This window comes from Pseudoalteromonas peptidolytica (assembly GCF_012641745.1).
GTDB lineage: Bacteria > Pseudomonadota > Gammaproteobacteria > Enterobacterales > Alteromonadaceae > Pseudoalteromonas > Pseudoalteromonas peptidolytica.
Genome location: NZ_WEHZ01000032.1, coordinates 17,457 through 34,457, shown reverse-complemented (window position 1 = coordinate 34,457; position 17,001 = coordinate 17,457). Strand labels below are relative to the sequence as shown.

Annotated in this window: 17 protein-coding genes; 12 read left to right on the top strand and 5 right to left on the bottom strand. The window is 42.1% G+C overall.

What is annotated here, in order from left to right:
• The first annotated feature begins 11 nt into the window (after positions 1-11).
• Both F9Y84_RS17745 and F9Y84_RS17740 read left to right on the top strand, forming a co-directional pair.
• Positions 12-755, top strand: coding sequence for a divergent polysaccharide deacetylase family protein (locus tag F9Y84_RS17745; protein ID WP_147390170.1), 744 nt, complete (start codon positions 12-14; stop codon positions 753-755).
• Between the two features lie 9 nt (positions 756-764).
• Positions 765-1,238 (top strand): GNAT family N-acetyltransferase, encoded by a 474-nt coding sequence (locus tag F9Y84_RS17740; RefSeq protein ID WP_147390162.1) that lies wholly within the window; start codon positions 765-767, stop codon positions 1,236-1,238.
• Positions 1,239-1,259: 21 nt separating this feature from the next.
• On the opposite strand, the gene F9Y84_RS17735 is transcribed toward F9Y84_RS17740, so the two are convergent.
• Entirely contained in the window at positions 1,260-1,913 is a 654-nt protein-coding gene (locus tag F9Y84_RS17735; RefSeq protein ID WP_147390163.1) for a DUF2987 domain-containing protein, read from the bottom strand.
• A 137-nt stretch (positions 1,914-2,050) separates the two neighbouring features.
• Between F9Y84_RS17735 and F9Y84_RS17730 the strand changes: the two genes are divergently transcribed.
• The gene (locus tag F9Y84_RS17730; protein ID WP_125253319.1) at positions 2,051-2,470 is read left to right on the top strand and encodes a CBS domain-containing protein; all 420 of its coding nucleotides are present in this window, start codon (positions 2,051-2,053) and stop codon (positions 2,468-2,470) included.
• Positions 2,471-2,518: 48 nt separating this feature from the next.
• Here the strand turns inward: F9Y84_RS17730 and pepB are convergent, their stop codons facing one another.
• The gene (gene pepB, locus F9Y84_RS17725) at positions 2,519-3,814 is read right to left on the bottom strand and encodes an aminopeptidase PepB (RefSeq protein ID WP_147390164.1); all 1,296 of its coding nucleotides are present in this window, start codon (positions 3,812-3,814) and stop codon (positions 2,519-2,521) included.
• A gap of 77 nt (positions 3,815-3,891) precedes the next feature.
• Here pepB and sfsA point away from each other — a divergent pair, with 77 nt between their 5' ends.
• The 9 genes from sfsA to F9Y84_RS17680 all read left to right on the top strand — a co-directional run bounded on the left by sfsA (position 3,892) and on the right by F9Y84_RS17680 (position 12,432).
• Positions 3,892-4,611 (top strand): DNA/RNA nuclease SfsA, encoded by a 720-nt coding sequence (gene sfsA / locus F9Y84_RS17720; RefSeq protein ID WP_147390165.1) that lies wholly within the window; start codon positions 3,892-3,894, stop codon positions 4,609-4,611.
• Between the two features lie 175 nt (positions 4,612-4,786).
• The gene (gene dksA / locus F9Y84_RS17715; RefSeq protein WP_017216564.1) at positions 4,787-5,230 is read left to right on the top strand and encodes an RNA polymerase-binding protein DksA; all 444 of its coding nucleotides are present in this window, start codon (positions 4,787-4,789) and stop codon (positions 5,228-5,230) included.
• A 10-nt stretch (positions 5,231-5,240) separates the two neighbouring features.
• Positions 5,241-6,188, top strand: a complete 948-nt coding sequence (gluQRS, locus tag F9Y84_RS17710) for a tRNA glutamyl-Q(34) synthetase GluQRS (RefSeq protein WP_147390166.1) — start codon at positions 5,241-5,243, stop codon at positions 6,186-6,188.
• Positions 6,189-6,355: 167 nt separating this feature from the next.
• A complete protein-coding gene (gene pcnB, locus F9Y84_RS17705; protein ID WP_176033803.1) occupies positions 6,356-7,675 on the top strand; it encodes a polynucleotide adenylyltransferase PcnB in 1,320 nt (439 codons plus the stop codon).
• Positions 7,676-8,158 (top strand): 2-amino-4-hydroxy-6-hydroxymethyldihydropteridine diphosphokinase, encoded by a 483-nt coding sequence (folK, locus tag F9Y84_RS17700; protein WP_128730534.1) that lies wholly within the window; start codon positions 7,676-7,678, stop codon positions 8,156-8,158.
• A gap of 20 nt (positions 8,159-8,178) precedes the next feature.
• Entirely contained in the window at positions 8,179-8,973 is a 795-nt protein-coding gene (panB, locus tag F9Y84_RS17695; protein ID WP_147390167.1) for a 3-methyl-2-oxobutanoate hydroxymethyltransferase, read from the top strand.
• Positions 8,974-9,266: 293 nt separating this feature from the next.
• A complete protein-coding gene (panC, locus tag F9Y84_RS17690) occupies positions 9,267-10,115 on the top strand; it encodes a pantoate--beta-alanine ligase (RefSeq protein WP_147390168.1) in 849 nt (282 codons plus the stop codon).
• Positions 10,116-10,818: 703 nt separating this feature from the next.
• Complete coding sequence (locus F9Y84_RS17685; protein WP_125253327.1) at positions 10,819-12,012, top strand: porin; 1,194 nt, start codon at positions 10,819-10,821, stop codon at positions 12,010-12,012.
• A 12-nt stretch (positions 12,013-12,024) separates the two neighbouring features.
• Positions 12,025-12,432, top strand: a complete 408-nt coding sequence (locus F9Y84_RS17680) for a type 2 periplasmic-binding domain-containing protein (RefSeq protein WP_128730529.1) — start codon at positions 12,025-12,027, stop codon at positions 12,430-12,432.
• A 356-nt stretch (positions 12,433-12,788) separates the two neighbouring features.
• Here the strand turns inward: F9Y84_RS17680 and F9Y84_RS17675 are convergent, their stop codons facing one another.
• From F9Y84_RS17675 to phoR, 3 genes are all read right to left on the bottom strand, one after another.
• On the bottom strand, positions 12,789-14,411 hold the full coding sequence (locus tag F9Y84_RS17675; RefSeq protein WP_128729649.1) for a methyl-accepting chemotaxis protein: 1,623 nt from the start codon (positions 14,409-14,411) through the stop codon (positions 12,789-12,791).
• A gap of 206 nt (positions 14,412-14,617) precedes the next feature.
• Entirely contained in the window at positions 14,618-15,586 is a 969-nt protein-coding gene (locus F9Y84_RS17670; protein WP_125253330.1) for a PstS family phosphate ABC transporter substrate-binding protein, read from the bottom strand.
• A 77-nt stretch (positions 15,587-15,663) separates the two neighbouring features.
• Positions 15,664-16,992 carry a phosphate regulon sensor histidine kinase PhoR gene (gene phoR, locus F9Y84_RS17665; protein ID WP_125253331.1) on the bottom strand — a complete coding sequence of 443 codons (1,329 nt, stop codon included), beginning with the start codon at positions 16,990-16,992 and terminating at the stop codon, positions 15,664-15,666.
• Between the last annotated feature and the right edge of the window lie 9 nt (positions 16,993-17,001).

Here is a 17,001-nt window from a genome sequence, read left to right as displayed (position 1 = left end):
TGCTGGCCTGTATAACATTCGCAGTGCCAGCAAAACAATTTGCTATTGTGATTGATGATATTGGAAATCATCAACGTGATTTAGAATTACTCTCTCTACCAGGTGGGATCACTTTTTCGATTCTGCCTCACACGCCTTATTCTCAGCAATTTGCATTTGCCGCCAGCCGTCAACAGCGAGAACTCATGCTTCATGTTCCTATGCAGGCAAAAGACCCTAACAAGACATTAGGGCCCGGCGCTTTAACGGTAGGTATGGAAAAGTGGCAGCTACAAATGACACTTGGTAACGCATTATCTACCCTGCCCCAAGTAAAGGGTGTGAATAATCACATGGGGTCAGCATTAACAGAACAAATTGCTCCCATGAAATGGACGATGGAAATACTAAAAAAACGTAGTCTATACTTTTTAGATAGCCGTACCACCAGCCACAGTCAGGCGCAGTATGCAGCCAACCTATATGGAGTAAAAAACATCGCTCGACAAGTCTTTTTGGACAATGATGTATCCGCTGTTGCACTTAATACCCAGTGGCAAAAGATGCTTAAATTACTTGAAAGCCATCAACAAGTTATTATTATTGCACACCCATACAAGGAAACAGCTGCATTCCTTGCAACCAAATTAGCTGAGCTTGAAAGTACTGACATCGAATTAGTTCCTGTGTCTCAACTGGTTGAACAAAAATACGTAAGACTGGCGGAAACTGCTGAGCAACATGCTATTTCCGGACAATTACGACTTCAGGAATAAAGACTAACAATGATTACCATCAGACAGTTTCAATGCGGCGAAGAAGCCGTATTACGTAAGCTTATGTTTGACACGATACGCTCTGTCACTATCAAGCATTACTCCGATAACCAAGTCAAAGCATGGGCACATAGCGACATAGCTGATGAGAGCTGGCAAGACCGATTAAGGAGTAATCAGCCCCTTGTGGCCGTGCTGAAGGGTAAAATTGTTGGTTTTGCTGATATCCAAGCTAACGGACTGATTGATCACTTTTTTTGTCATGCAGAACATCAAGGCCAAGGCATAGGGAAAGCACTTATGCTCGCACTTTTAGAACACAGCAGAACAACCAACATAACGCGCTTATTTTCCCATGTTAGCAAAACGGCTAAGCCTTTCTTCGAGCGTTTTGGTTTTGATGTGATAAAAGAACAGCAGGTGAATGTTCGTGGCGAAGTGCTAACTAATTACCTAATGGAAAAAGTTATGCCTACCCGCTAGCAGGCATAGAAGCCCTCTTCTCTAGTCAATGGGCGCAAACTGTTTTGGTAAAACACTAAATTGCAAGGATGGGTTTTGCTGCATCCATTTTTTCTTGTTAGGAATTTGGATCTTAAACTCATCATCCGTCATAAACTGTTGAGTTTTACCTTTTGCATCCACAAACTGAATTGATGCAGGTTCAGAAAATGTAAATTCCAGTTCATCAAAATTAGGAGCAAGCCAAGACAAACTGCCTGCCATCAGCTCAACAAAAGCGTCCATATCCTCCAAAAGGATAAACAAATCGCGATATTTAACCTGCTGTCTAGTCAGCGGCGCTATATCGGTATTAACCATAATCGCAACAGCGTCTTTTTCTTGGTTGATCACTAAGTTGACTTCATCTGCGCGGGGCTGCGGTAGAATAGGCAAATCGATATTGCCATCTTTATCTATGGTGCCATTGGCAATGACTTTACCATCGTGCTCGAGCCAAAGTTTAACCTCTTCTAGTTTGAGCTCTGGCTGCTTCACTTCTACGGTAAATTTAGACAAGATATATTGCGACTGCGCTTTGTTGGCAATTAAATCTAGAATTTTATTAATTTCGCTATATTCCACACTTCGCTCGGCTGCAAAAACTGAGTTGCAAAGCAAACTCGCAGCAGTAACTAACATCAGTAACTTTTTCATCGGGTTATCCTTTTTATTGTTATTTTAATAAGAACTAAGGCACGACAAATAGTTCAAAACTTGATCTCAATGCCGTACATTAAAGTCGAATCAAGCTACACTCAATGGTAAGACTGTGTAGTGAAAAGGAGTAACCAATGACTCAAACCGTAGCTGATTTAATGACACCAGATCCATTCGCCGTTAGTGCTGAGAATACCTTGCAAGATGCGCATAACTTAATGAAAGAGAAAAATGTTCGTCATATTCCGGTGATTGACCAAAGCGGTACTTTGGTAGGCATGCTGACTCAAAAGATCATGATTGCCAAAGTCATGGGAATTATGGCCACCTATGGCGCAAATGCACTAGCTCGTAAAGAAAAGCAAACTAAAGTTTTGGATATTATGGCAACAGATTTTGCAAGTGTGCAACCGGATCAATCACTACAAGATGTGGTACGTTTTTTTGTTGATAATCGACATGGCTGTATGCCGGTGGTAGATAAGCAAAACAAGCTGGTTGGCATACTCACATCTTCAGATTTTGTTCGTCTGGCTGCGGCACTGCTGTCTTGAAAATAATGAGGTTGCTCCATGAGCGGAGCAGCCTCAGTTGGTAAGCCGTTATGCTTTTTCTTGCAATGTTCTTGCAACCGTTCTCATACCAAGCGTTGTGGCACCAGCAGACCATTGACCGCCAGCACTATTCTGGAATGAAGCAGCAAGATCAATATGCACCCAGCCTTGACCTTCATTTGGAACAAAACGAGATAAGAAGCCAGCTGCATTAGATGCGCCTCCAAAGCCGCCACCTTTTTGTGCACGACTGTTTGCAGTATCAGCGTATGGTGATGGGCAATTATTTTGGTGCCATTTTTCAAGCGGCAGTGGCCATGCAGCCTCAAACTCCTCGCTAGCGTATTGCTGTACATCATTGACTAATGCTTTATCAAGTCCAAAAAGCGCGTTGTACTCTTGGCCTACGGCGACTAATGCAGCCCCTGTCAGCGTAGCTGCATCAATGATAAGTTCAGCGCCAGTTTCACCAGCAGCCATCAAGCCGTCAGCAAGTACCAAACGACCCTCGGCATCAGTATTCACGATTTCAACTGTGGTACCATTTTTATATGTAAGAATATCACCTAATTTATAAGCGTGACCTGAAATAAGGTTCTCAGCGCAGCATAAGAATAGCTTAACTCGACGGTCAAAACCTCGCTGGATAGCTAAAGCTAATCCTGCTGTTACGGTAGCTGCACCGCCCATATCGCACTTCATTGTAAGCATGCCTTCGCTTGGCTTAATTGAGTAGCCGCCCGAATCAAACGTGATCCCTTTACCAACCAACGCAGCACTCACTGGTGCCTCGTCATTCCCTGTTGGATTATAGTCCAGTTCAAGCAATACAGGAGGGCGCTCACTACCGCGTCCAACTTCATGAATACCAATCCATTGCTGCTCTAATAGCGCATCACCTTTAATGATCTGGTAGCTCACATGCTCAGGAGCAAGAGACTGAATAAACTCAGCCGCTTTACCCGCCAGGCTCTCAGGGTAAATATCTTCCGCAGTGCCATTGATCATTTGGCGCATCCAAGTGGCTGATGACTGCAATGCAGCTAGTTCTTTTAAATCTGACTGATCATTATCGGTAAAAACCACACCATCTAGTGCTTTAGGCGAGACAAACCCCTGATAAAATGCCCATTGTGATTCAGTGCACCACAACTCACCCTCAAGGTGTACTTGTTTAATTCCTTGCTGAGCGATACTACGTGCCGCTTTTTGGATATTTTTTAGCGTTTCATCTTGTTGCAAATGAATTGAAGCACCGTCCTTTTCAAACGACAGGGCTGCACCCGCTGATAAATATGCGGGTTTTGCTGCTTCGCTCAGTCGTACAATAAATTTCTCTGACATTCTATTTTTCACTCTTGTGCTTATACGTGTGCTTAAGTGTACACTAGCCCTTAAATTCACCCAACCGAAAGCGACCAATGAACTTTTCTAGCCAATTACAGCAAGCCACCTTATTAAAACGCTACAAGCGCTTTCTCGTTGATCTACGTACCGCTGATGGCGAGGAATTTACCGTGCACTGTGCCAACACGGGGAGAATGACGAATTGTGCTGACTCTGGCTTTACTGCCTATTACTCAACCAGTGACAACCCCAAGCGAAAATATATGCACTCCTTAGAGCTTACCCAAGATCAAGTGGGTCACTTTATTTGCGTCAACACAGCCGTGGCAAACAAAGTTGCCGTTGAAGCAATAGAGCGCGGGATAATCACGCAGTTAAACGGCTATGATACGCTGCAAACAGAAATAAAGTACGGTGCTGAAAATAGTCGCATTGATATTTTATTAAGTAGCAATGAAAATGGACAACCTCCACACTTATGCTACGTTGAAGTAAAGTCTGTAACTCTACTCGAGCAGCAGCAAGGTTTTTTTCCCGATGCTGAAACGGCAAGAGGCCAAAAGCATTTAAGAGAATTAATCCAAATAAAACAACAAGGCCATCGTGCTGTGCTACTGTTTGCGGCTCTACATACCGGCATTAAGAATGTGAGACCCGCAGCCCATATTGACCAAAAGTACGCAGCATTAATAAAAGAAGCAATCTCTCATGGGGTTGAAATTATCGCCTACCGAGCACACGTTGATGATCGCCAAGTACAATTAATTGAAGAAATTCCTTTTGACTGCGCTTGACTTTTTTCATGCCGCCCACATATAGCCGTGATAATTTTCTCCCCCAAAAAGGCTAAACTTTGAAAAAAGAGGCTGACATTCGCACTAAAAAAGTGTTTGCTAAGGGGTAAAGATTTTGCTATTTATACCCGCCGGCGAAAGCTGGGGTTATGTATTAAGGATTTAGGAGAATGGTATGCCAGACCAGAAAAAACTAGGGTTATTGGCTCAAGCCGGTGTAGAACCTTATCAAGAAAAGCCAGGCGAAGAATACATGAATGAAGCACAACGTGCTCATTTCAAAGCAATATTAGAAGCATGGCGTGCCGATCTACGTAACGAAGTAGATCGTACTAAAACACACATGCAAGATGAAGCGGCAAACTTTCCTGATCCTGTGGACCGTGCAGCGCAAGAAGAGGAGTTTTCTCTTGAACTGCGTACTCGCGACCGCGAGCGTAAGCTAATCAAGAAAATTGAGAAAACACTTCAGCTAATTGAAGATGACGACTTTGGTTTTTGCGAATCATGCGGTATTGAAATTGGTATTCGTCGCCTTGAAGCGCGACCAACTGCCGATTTATGCGTAGATTGTAAATCTCTCGCAGAAATTAAAGAAAAACAACAAGGCAGAGGATAACCTCAGCTCTGTGTCCCCAAGCTTAAAGCAATCTGGGAGCTATCGCGGTCGATTTGCTCCCTCGCCTTCTGGGCCGCTTCATTTCGGATCTTTAGTCGCAGCGTTAGGCAGTTACTTAGATGCAAAAGCCAATCGTGGTCAGTGGCTCGTTCGTATTGAAGATATAGACACGCCAAGAGTGGTATCCGGTGCTACCGAAAATATATTGGCAACTCTTGAAGCATACGGCCTTTATTGGGATGAAGAGGTTGTCTATCAATCTCAGCGCCACACTTTATATCAGTCTTACCTTGATGAATTAACATCCAACGAGCTTGTTTATGCGTGCCAATGCACCAGAAAACAGATTAAAGCCATGGGTGGATTTTATAATAATCATTGCCGTGATCTGAATTTAAGTCTGCAAGGCAATGCACTGCGCTTACAGCAGCGCTTTTCTGTTACCGAGTTTAATGACAAGATACAAGGTGCTGTCGTTATTCCCAATGCGATTGCCCATGAAGATTATATTACTAAACGTCGAGATGGTTTATTTGCTTATCAGCTAGTGGTTGTTGTGGACGATATTGAACAACAGATCAGTCATGTCGTACGAGGAGCCGACCTTTTAGCACCTACCGCTAGACAAATTAGTTTGTTCCAACAGCTAAACCAGTCTGTACCTGAGTATGCACATCTTCCACTTGCTGTAGCAGCTCCAGGCTTCAAATTATCAAAACAAAATCATGCACCTGCAATTGATACTCATCACCCACTCCCGACACTCCATGCCGCGCTACGGTATTTGAATGTACCTGTAGGTTCAATGGCTGACTATCAAAATATTGACGCGTTGCTAGAACATGCTGTCGATGTTTTTAACCTTAATTCCATCCCTAAAGTACAAGAAATTCAACTAAACTCATTAGAAAATGGTGAATTTGCTTTTCGCCCGCTGTTTTCAAGTACTTCAATTTAGTCTCATTTGAGTATATGATAGCGAGCCTTAAATATGACCTGTTTTAACACCAAAGCAGGGCTTTATAACCACTAAAATCGAAAACTTGATTGCTCAGGAGACGAGTTATTATTTCCAAGCTTGTAAACTTTTGCCGCCAGTTCGTAACTGGAAAAGGCGATGAGACGGTGAAAAAGACCAGCCCGACACCTGTGATTATTCCTCGCAGCGAGCATGGTATATCTCGTAAACAATTTAGCCCTAATGCTATCAAGGTACTGTACCGATTAAAAGATGGTGGTTACGACGCCTATTTGGTTGGTGGCTGTATCCGAGACATTATGCTCGGAATAGAGCCTAAAGACTTTGATGTGGTAACGAACGCGACACCAGAGCAAATTAAAAAATTATTTCGTAACTGTCGTTTAATTGGCCGCCGCTTCCGCCTTGCACATATTGTGTTTGGCCGTGAAATTATCGAAGTGGCAACGATGCGTGGTCACCACCAAAGCGACGATTCTTGTGCAACTACCAGCCAAGCAAGCGAACATGGACAGCTCTTACGTGACAATGTTTACGGCAGCATAGAAGAAGATGCAGAGCGTCGTGATTTCACCATTAACGCGCTTTATTATTCTATTAATGATTTTACATTAAGAGACTTTGCCGGTGGTGTTAGCGATATTAAGGCACGCAAAATTGAGCTAATTGGCGATCCTGAAACGCGCTACCGTGAAGATCCCGTACGTATGCTCCGAGCTATTCGATTTGCTACAAAGCTAGGAATGGAAATAGCAACACCAACGCGCACACCGATCAAAGACTTGGCACCATTGTTGGGTCATATTCCCGCGGCACGATTATTTGAAGAAACACTCAAGTTATTTCTCAATGGCAAGGCAGAAGAGAACTTTCTGCAAATGCGTGAATACGGCTTATTTTCTCAGTTGTTTCCTGCACTCGACAAAATTTTAGCAAGACCGGAAAGTGAATTTGAGCGTCGCTTTATTCAACAAATGTTTGCCAATACGGACAGCCGTATTAACGCCAATAAAAAAGTGACCCCTGCTTTTATTTATGCAGCACTTTTATGGTTTCCAATTTTAGAGAAAAGCCATGCTTTAGCCGCAGATGGAATGAATGAATACGACGCGTTTATGCAAGCTATCAATCACATACTTGCTGATAACGCGAAGCATGTTGCGGTTCCCAAGCGATTTACTTTGGGTGCTCGCGACATTTGGCATATTCAGCAACGCTTGGATAAACGTGCGGGTCAACGTGCCTATCGCTTAAGTTTACAGCCTAGATTCAAGGCCGCTTATGACTTCTTGTTACTGCGTGTAGAAAGTGGCGAACAAGATCAATCTGACCTTGCAACATGGTGGACTGAATATCTTAAAAGCGATGTCAATGGCCAAAAAGAGATGGTGCGCAATTTAGGTAGTCAGAACAAACCAAAACGTCGCCCACGACGAAAACCAAAAAGAAAACCAAAAGAAGATTAAATGAATACTGCGTACATTGGATTGGGCGCAAACCTATCCGAACCGATGACACAACTACAGCGAGCGCTAACTGTGCTCGCCTCTCACCCTGCTTTATCTGTTATTCATCACTCTAGTTTATATGGCTCCAAGCCTATGGGGCCTCAAGATCAGCCTGACTATGTTAATGCAGTAGCTAAGTTGGAAACATCTTTAGCTGCCGAAGCATTATTAGATGTTCTGCAACAGATAGAACTTGAACACGGGAGAGTACGAAAGTCAGAACGCTGGGGACCACGCACTCTTGATTTGGACATTCTGCTTTTCAATGAGGAAATCATTGCGAGTGAGAGGCTGGTTGTGCCACATTATGGCCTAACGAAGCGAGAGTTCGTCGTTTATCCATTATTAGAAATTGCGCCAACACTCAAACTACCTGATGGTACTACCCTTGAGTCTTTGGCAGAACAGTTACCACTTAACGGACTAACCATCCTTAATTAATTCAACCCAAGGGGTTCAATATGGCAAAAATTTCTGTATCAACACTTGCCAAAATGAAGCGTGAAGGAACAAAAATAACAGCCCTCACTGCATATGATGCAAGTTTTGCAAAGCTATTTCACGACAACGGTGTCGATGTCATCCTGGTGGGTGATTCTTTAGGTATGGTTTTACAAGGCGGTGAAGACACACTAGCAGTAACCACTGAAGATATCGCCTACCACACCCGTTGTGTAAGAGCAGGAAGTAAAGCGCTATTTGTGATAGCTGATATGCCTTTTATGAGCTATTCAGATCCACAGTCCACTTGTGAAAATGCAGCGAAGTTAATGCGTGCAGGTGCAAATATGGTAAAGCTTGAGGGTGGAGAGTGGCTATATGAAAGCATTGAAAAGCTCACACAGCAAGGTATTCCTGTATGTGGTCATTTAGGCCTAACCCCTCAGTCTGTTCATGTTTTTGGTGGTTTCAAAATCCAAGGCCGTGAAGCAGAACAAGCACAAAAGATGGTCGATGATGCAAAAGCACTAGAACGTGCAGGTGCTCAAATGATCGTGATTGAATGTGTACCTTCAGCACTAGCAAAGCGTATCACTGATGCAGTCTCAATCCCGGTCATCGGTATTGGTGCAGGAAAAGAACCTGATGGCCAAATCCTAGTGATGCATGACTTGGTTGGTATTTCTGCTGGATATATTCCTAAATTTTCAAAAAACTTTTTACTAGAGACAGGTAACATGCCAGATGCCGTTAAGAAGTTTTGTGCCGATGTACAATCGGGTGAATTTCCGGCAGCTGAGCACGAGTTTAATTAATATCAACCAGCTTAATTAAACGATCTATTTTGAGGCGAAGAAATCTTGTCGATAACATGGCTAGCGCGCTTACTATCGCCAAAGCTCCTATATCTATACATGCAGGCAAAAATTTTGCTACTTAATTGTTCTAAATAAAAAACGGTTAATGTAGTAGGTACCTAATTTTTTTCCTCAAACTGGGCGGATATTAAGATAAAATGATATAACTTGCGGTGTGCACTATTCACCGCTCCCCCCCAATTCCAGCCCAATATTGAATTGGTACATTTATTTTTAAGTTAGAGTACAACATGCAATCAGTTACTGAGATAAAGTCTCTTCGAAGCCAAGTTAAAGCGTGGCGCCAACAAGGGTTAAGTATCGCTTTCGTACCTACAATGGGTAACCTTCATCGAGGTCACTTCTCTTTGGTAGAAAAAGCAAAAACACTCGCAGATAAAGTTGTCGTTAGCATCTTTGTTAATCCAATGCAATTTGGTGCGAATGAAGATCTTGATAGCTACCCTCGTACGTTAGAACAAGATAAACAGGGACTTGCAGAACTAGAAACCGATATTTTGTTTACCCCAAGCGTTGATACTATTTATCCCAGCGGACTGGAAGCACAAAGCTTTGTTGACGTCCCCGGTGTGTCTGAAGGTCATTGCGGTGGTGCGCGCCCTGGCCATTTTCGTGGCGTTGCGACAGTTGTCACTAAGCTATTTAATTTAGTCCAGCCAGATTTCGCCTGTTTTGGTGAGAAAGACTTTCAGCAATTACAAGTCATCAAAACAATGGTCAAAGATCTCTCTATTCCAGTTGAAGTCATCGGAGTGCCAACTCAAAGAGAGGTATCAGGACTTGCTATGAGCTCAAGGAATGGCTATCTCTCTGAGTCAGAAAAAGAAACGGCAAAAGTACTTTTTCAAGCACTGAAAAAGGCAGCTTCAGCACTAGAGCAAGGCGAAAAAGACTTTGATCTGATCATAAAAAATGCCATAGATATGCTACATAATGAAGGCTTAAAGTTGGACTATTTCAATATTTGTCAAAAAGATACCCTAAGACCTGCTACACTCGAAGATGACAGGCTGGTGATTCTTGCCGCTGCATTTCTTGGGAAAGTCAGGTTGATTGACAATATACAAGTTTCCCTTTAAGGATTTATGATGAAAACTGTGTTCATATTATTAGTCTTAGCATCCACAATGCTTGGTTGTACGAGTACACTCTCACCTGAATTAAACCAATGTGCTCAACAGCACTATCAATGTGAACGCAGCTGTGAAATGCAAAATACACCAGAAACAATGTCATTACAGTTGTGTACTGATAAGTGCATTGAGCAGCATAATGCTTGTAAAATACAAGCCGAAAAAATCACAAAGAGTAAGCGCTAGCTTACTCTTTGTACTTCCTAGTTATTATTTCCCCAAGCTTTATCATTATTTCTGCTATTTTTTATTCGTAACCTTGGAATAATTTACGATACAATTTGAGTGGTCAGATGAGGTGAGTGTATCTTATACCGATTATCTTAATTAAGTGGTCTATTTTGAAGCCAGAAAATCTTGTCGATAACCAGGCAAAAATTTTGCTATTTAGTTGTTCTAAATAAGAAATTTTTAACGCGGTTAGCGTCAGATTTACGCCTTCAAATTGAGCAAGTATTAAGTCAAATTGGTATTACCCTAGTAATTGAAATTATGCGCTTGATTATCACAGTTATGTATTGTTAGTAACTTGTTATTTCAAGTTTTTACACTAACCTCTAAGACAAAGTAATGTGAACTAAATCGGCGAATCACCCTTTATAGGTACACATTCTTAATATGACTCTTTGCAAAGAAAATGGGAATCAATATGAAAAAATCAGCAATTGCTTTAGCGATAGCACTAGGCACAATAAGTTTCAATAGCGCTGCTGAAATCAGAATTAATGGTTTTGCCTCTATAATTGGCGGCCAAACGCTGGATAGTGATGATACACTTTTTGGTTACGATAACGATTTTGATATGGAAAATCGTAGCTTATTTGCATTACAGCTAGCGGCTGATTTGCAAGATAACCTTAGTGCTACGGCACAAATCGTCGGCCGAGGAGCAAATGATTTTGATGCAGAGTTCGAATGGGCATATTTAACCTATACTATTTCGGATTCCGCACAGATCAGCGCTGGTAAAATGCGAATTCCGTTTTATCGATATTCTGATTTTCTGGATGTAGGTTATGCTTACCGCTGGATAAAGCCACCTCAGTCTGTCTACAACCTCAGCTTTAGTACATATAACGGGCTTAGTTACATTCACAATGCCACTTTAGGCCAGTGGGATAGCACAGTACAATTTGCATTGGGTAGCGTCGATGATGATATTATCGCGATTACTTATTCTGACGAAGCTGAGTTGAACAACACTGTAGGTGCCAACTGGACGCTTAGTCGTGATTGGTTCAGTATGCGCATGGCATATTTTGCTACAGAAGCGAGTATCAGTGCAGCAAACAGTCCAGAGCTTTCAGGGTTATTGGCGGGGCTGGCTGGCTATGGTCTCACGCAGCAAGCTGAAGATTTAGCCGTCGAGAAAGACGATGCCTATTTTGCCGCATTTGGTATTTCTATTGATTACAATGATGTGTTATTTGATGCTGAATTCACACAATTCGAAGTAGACGATAGCATACTAGCAAAGCAGCAACAGTATTACGCTTCTGTCGGTTATCGAATGGATGAATGGACTGTACATTTGACTTACGAACACAACAAAGATAAGAATGCAAACGACGAGTTTAATTCTGTTCCACTTACGATCACAGCACCTAATGGTGTCACAATTCCTGTTACTACAGATCCAACTAATCCAAATGCACCTTACTTACAAACGCTTGTAAATGGCGCGCTTTCGGATGCCCGAGCTGAGTCTGAAACCTGGAGTGTTGGAGCGCGATACGACTTTCATCCATCAGCGGCATTCAAAGTTGAATTAAATCAATTTGACAACCAGCTAACGGATCAAAAAGTTGAATTGTTAAGCTTCGGTATCGATTTAGTATTCTAATAGAGGTCGCACATGATTAAGAAAATTATAACTTTAGGTCTGCTGCTGAGCAGTCAAATAGCACTTGCTGATATCGCCGTTATTGTTAATACAGCCAACAATACAAGCGTAGACGAGGCTGTGATAAAAAAGCTGTATCTTGGCAAAAGCAAGTCATTTGCTGATGGCAGCAGTGCAAACCCAGTCAATCAAGATGGCAATGCGACATTTGATGAGTTCAACGACAAAGTAATCGGTAAATCAAGTTCTCAGCTAAATGCGCATTGGTCTAAGCTCGTATTTACAGGTAAAGGGACACCACCAAAAAAACTAGCTAACGACCAAGCAATCATTGAATTTGTCTCAAAAAATGCTGATGCGATAGGCTATATTGACGCAAGCAAAGTGACGGACGCGGTCAAAGTAGTTGGGAAGTACTAATGTGGGTTAAGCGATTTAACCTGAGATTTGGATAAGACATGTTCCAACTCATTGTTGCTAAATCACAGCTTAGTTTTTTACTTATCTAGCCAAAGAGTTTTAGGGAAATACCGCTTCCGCGTCCTGCTCTCGCTAAGGTATCTACATCCTGCAGACAAGGCAATTGGTATTACGCACCAATAGCGGACTATTGGAAGTGAATTTAACTCAGTTAGCGCTAAAACTGGCCAGAATGATATTATGCCTATGAGCTTGGGTATTTTAGTTGATTAACTAACTTCTTACCCTGAGCTCAGGTTAAATAAAAAACAGCCACTTAAGTGGCTGTTTTTTATTTTGTGGTAGTTACATTACCTCTATACTCTAAATTTAGAGGTTGCATCTTTTAAGTTATCCGACAACACATGCAGGTTCTCAGCAACATCCTGCACTTCATTTAGCGCTTGCATCGTGTCTTGGAAAGATTGGTGCATAGAAGTTACATTATTCACAACCATCGCAGCAACCGAAGTTTGCTCCTCTGTTGCTGCTGCAATCTGACCATTCATACTATTTATAGATAAAATTTGTTCGGCAATTTGCTCAATTGACTGTCCTGTTTGCGCGGCTGCTTCTGCATTATTAATGGCCATACTACTGGCACTTGTCATCGCCTTAACCGCTTGATTGGCAGCTTCTGTTAAGACATTGAGTAGTTCCCTGATCTCATTCGTTGACTTAGCAGTTCGAGAAGCCAGCTCTCTTACTTCGTCAGCAACAACCGCAAAGCCTCTCCCTTGCTCACCGGCGCGTGCCGCCTCTATTGCAGCATTGAGAGCAAGCAAGTTAGTCTGCTCAGCAATTGACGTAATAACATTCAGTATTTGTGTCACATTTTGAGTATCATCAGCGAGCTTATTAATGGTTTCTGCTGCATGATTGATCTCTTCACTCAGAGCTTGAGATTCATTTACTGATACTTGTATTTGACGCTTACTCTGCTCAACTTCCTGCTCAGCAAGCTGAGCAGCATCAGATGCCTGTGATGCCGAGTTGGAAATATCACCAACGCTTAAGCGCATCTCTTCCATTGATTGACGCACCACTTCAGCATCATGCGTTTGTTGATTGGTAGCACCTTCCGCTTTTTCCATGCCTTTAACCAAGCGACTTGAGTCCTGCATTAACGGCTCAACTACATTCATCACTTCAACAACTGCCCCTTTAAGTAGGCCTACAAAATCATTAAAGTTTATTGATACTTGGCCAATCTCATCGTGAGATCGAACATTCAAAGTAGTAGATAATGACCCTTGACCTTGAGCGAGTAACTTAAGATTTTGGGCTGCATCTTTAGCTGAGTTACCTATGCCCCGCGCGATGATAACAGCGAGTAAAATCAGCACGATTAACGAGATAACAGCCACAATTAACATGATAGTTAGGGCATTTGAGGAGCGAGCTTCTGTATTTTGTAACAACTCAACAAAGCGGTCATTCGCATTTTCTTTGGCGGTCGTAAAATCTTTTACCAGTGCTTCATAAATTGCAGTTTTGTTTTTAGCGTCTTCTTGAATGCGGGTAAAATCAGCGGTTCCGTCAATCATGCCTGATGCAATTCGCTGCGCAATTTTTGCATACTGAGTAAGTTCATCTCTGTTATCTGATGGTATAAACCCACTTTGGATTTCATTTATTTTCTGCAGATTATCTTGGATCTGTTGCCGATGCTCTTTTGCTTTATCTAATAATTCAGCATCGCCAAAAGTGACCGCCTGCGTGAACAACTCATCTAAATTTTGTAATTTATTGGCATTCTCCGTTGTTAGGTTCAGGATTTTATATGTTTGCTGTTCCAGCTCATTAAGTGCCCTCTGATTAGAACTTATAGCGTTATAGTTAACAAACACGATAACCACAAAAGCGATAACCGCAACGAGCGTTATTGCATGGATCTTTTTGGTGATACTTAGATCAGCAAAAGCAGTACCTAGACTCATATATACACCTTTTGAAGTAAGACGAGTTCATTATCGACTGATTTATTATAAATTTTAACTAAATATAGAATATTTCCAGCTTTTTTGCTGCGTTAAGATGAATATTTAGACAAATTATTTAATAAGGGGACATTGAGTTGTAGCAACAAAAAATGCCGCATGAAAGCGGCATTAATAACAACAAGTACTTGGCTATTTGGTTGGGATTATAATAGTCCTAGCTTTTTCAGCTCACGCGTAGCCATTTCACTAGACATTGGCACATAGCCGTCTTTCTCTACGATTTTTTGGCCTTCTTTCGAAAGTACCATTTTTAAGAATTCGGCCTCAATCGGTGATAATTCTTTGTTTGGATGCTTGTTAACATATAGATATAAGAAACGCGACAGTGGATATTTTCCTTGAGCTACATTTTCAAGTGTTGCGTCAACATAATTCGTACCCTTTTTAGACAAAGGTACAGTACGTACACCCGAAGTTTTATAACCAATACCAGAGTAACCAATCGCGTTCACTGAAGAAGAGATAGACTGTACCACAGAAGCAGAGCCTGGTTGCTCATTTACATTATTGCGAAAATCCCCCTTACATAATGCTTTTTTCTTGAAGTATCCATATGTTCCAGACACTGAGTTACGACCATATAGCTGGATGTCTTTGGCAGCCCAATCTCCAGTCAAGCCGATATCACTCCAACGATTTGCTTGCGCTTGAGCACCACACTTACGGGTTGATGAGAAAATAGAATCTACTTGCTCAATCGTTAGACCTTCGATTGGGTTATCTTTGTGTACAAATACGGCAAGTGCATCAATTGCCACACGAACTTCTGTCGGTTTATAACCATAGCGCTTTTCAAAAGCCTCAATCTCTTTTGACTTCATCTTACGACTCATTGGACCGAAGTTTGCCGTTGCTTCTGTCAATGCTGGAGGCGCAGTAGATGATCCTGCCGCTTGAATTTGGATGTTAACGTTAGGGTATATTCTTTTATACTCTTCTGCCCAAAACGTCATCATATTTGCAAGCGTATCAGAACCAACTGATGAGAAGTTTCCTGAGATACCGCTGGTTTTATTATACTCAGGTAACTTTTCATCTAATGCAGATACTTGAGTAGAAACTAATGTAGTAACGGCCACACCCATTGCGGCAACTAAGCTTTTAAATTTCATTGGGGTCACTCCAATTGTTGGTCCCAGTTATTTTACGCTGCTCATTGTGCAGCGATAAAATGACAATAAAATTACCTTTAAATTACACTTTTATGACTTTCATCATTTGTCATAAAAATGCGTTTTTGCTTTGAAAAAGAAAACCAAAATCGAGAACCTTCACCGACTTTACTCTCGATGCGAAGCGCTGAATCATGTCGAGAAAGCACATGTTTGGTAATAGCCAAACCGAGTCCTGAGCCACCAGTTTTTCTACTGCGTGCCTTATCGACACGATAAAAGCGCTCAGTGAGGCGATTGATATGTTCCGGTGCAATACCGTCACCATTGTCTATTACACAAAATGTTGGTTTTTCATCTTCAAGGTACCACCGCACATGGATCCGACCATTAGGCTTGGTATAGTGGATAGCATTAAACACTAAATTTGAGAATGCGCTACGCAATTCATCCGCCGCCCCTTTGATATCTAATGTCTGATCAATATCAAACGTTAGTGTATGTCCTTTGTCTTGGTTGAGAGACTTAGCCTCGGTGTGGATCAACTCTAACATAGCTGGAATATTGACAGCTTTATCATTATCTTGCTTCCTAGCTCCCTCGATGCGAGATAGAGAAAGTAGCTGATTGACGAGACTATCCATTCGTTTACATTGGTCTATCATGGTGCCATGAGCTTTAGCCCACATTGCTGGCGGAGGCATATTATCGCTGTCCATCATTTCTAAATAGCCAGCCATCACAGTTAAAGGCGTTCGTAGTTCATGAGAAACGTTAGCGACGAAGTCTTTGCGCATCTGCTCAAGCTGCTTTAGCCGACTCACATCCCGTGCCACCAGCATCAGCTGTTCAGCATAAGGCATAACTCGGATCTCCAATACTTGCTCATGTGCAAGTCCAGTGTCGAGCTCTAACGCTTCATCAAAACGATGCTCATTCATATACTTTACAAACTTGGGATCTCGGATAAGGTTATCTAGCCTCTGACCATGATCTGTCGGCCATTGTAATCCGAGCACTTTCAACGCGAGCTGATTACACCACACGATGCTCAAATCTTGTTGTAATACGACAACCGCATCAGGGATAGCTTCAGCGCCTTCTCGAAAGCGACGGATCAGCTCAGCTAATTCATTGCGTTTTTTACGATTTCGCTGTTGTAGCTGATATATCCCTTCAAAAACTTGCTCCCACGCTCCTTTGCCCTCAGGCGGATTGAAGCTGCGCTGGTTGATCAGCCAATCACTTAAACGATAAAGCTGCTTGTAATGCCAAACCAATAAAACGAAGGCACCAATGAAAAGAAATAGAAAAGGCGCACTGAGTAAATAACCAATAAGCGCTAAAGGTAAGAAATACAAAAACAGGCGTCTAGTTAACGCCTGCTTATCAATTACTCGATACATAAAGAAATC

Coding starts and splice junctions, on each gene's coding strand:
- F9Y84_RS17675 (WP_128729649.1), bottom strand. CDS start 14,411: ATGAGTCTAGGTACTGCTTTTGCTGATCTAAGTATCACCAAAAAGATC.
- F9Y84_RS17740 (WP_147390162.1), top strand. CDS start 765: ATGATTACCATCAGACAGTTTCAATGCGGCGAAGAAGCCGTATTACGT.
- F9Y84_RS17730 (WP_125253319.1), top strand. CDS start 2,051: ATGACTCAAACCGTAGCTGATTTAATGACACCAGATCCATTCGCCGTT.
- F9Y84_RS17680 (WP_128730529.1), top strand. CDS start 12,025: ATGATTAAGAAAATTATAACTTTAGGTCTGCTGCTGAGCAGTCAAATA.
- F9Y84_RS17685 (WP_125253327.1), top strand. CDS start 10,819: ATGAAAAAATCAGCAATTGCTTTAGCGATAGCACTAGGCACAATAAGT.
- F9Y84_RS17735 (WP_147390163.1), bottom strand. CDS start 1,913: ATGAAAAAGTTACTGATGTTAGTTACTGCTGCGAGTTTGCTTTGCAAC.
- phoR (WP_125253331.1), bottom strand. CDS start 16,992: ATGTATCGAGTAATTGATAAGCAGGCGTTAACTAGACGCCTGTTTTTG.
- dksA (WP_017216564.1), top strand. CDS start 4,787: ATGCCAGACCAGAAAAAACTAGGGTTATTGGCTCAAGCCGGTGTAGAA.
- panC (WP_147390168.1), top strand. CDS start 9,267: ATGCAATCAGTTACTGAGATAAAGTCTCTTCGAAGCCAAGTTAAAGCG.
- folK (WP_128730534.1), top strand. CDS start 7,676: ATGAATACTGCGTACATTGGATTGGGCGCAAACCTATCCGAACCGATG.
- F9Y84_RS17670 (WP_125253330.1), bottom strand. CDS start 15,586: ATGAAATTTAAAAGCTTAGTTGCCGCAATGGGTGTGGCCGTTACTACA.
- sfsA (WP_147390165.1), top strand. CDS start 3,892: ATGAACTTTTCTAGCCAATTACAGCAAGCCACCTTATTAAAACGCTAC.
- pepB (WP_147390164.1), bottom strand. CDS start 3,814: ATGTCAGAGAAATTTATTGTACGACTGAGCGAAGCAGCAAAACCCGCA.
- panB (WP_147390167.1), top strand. CDS start 8,179: ATGGCAAAAATTTCTGTATCAACACTTGCCAAAATGAAGCGTGAAGGA.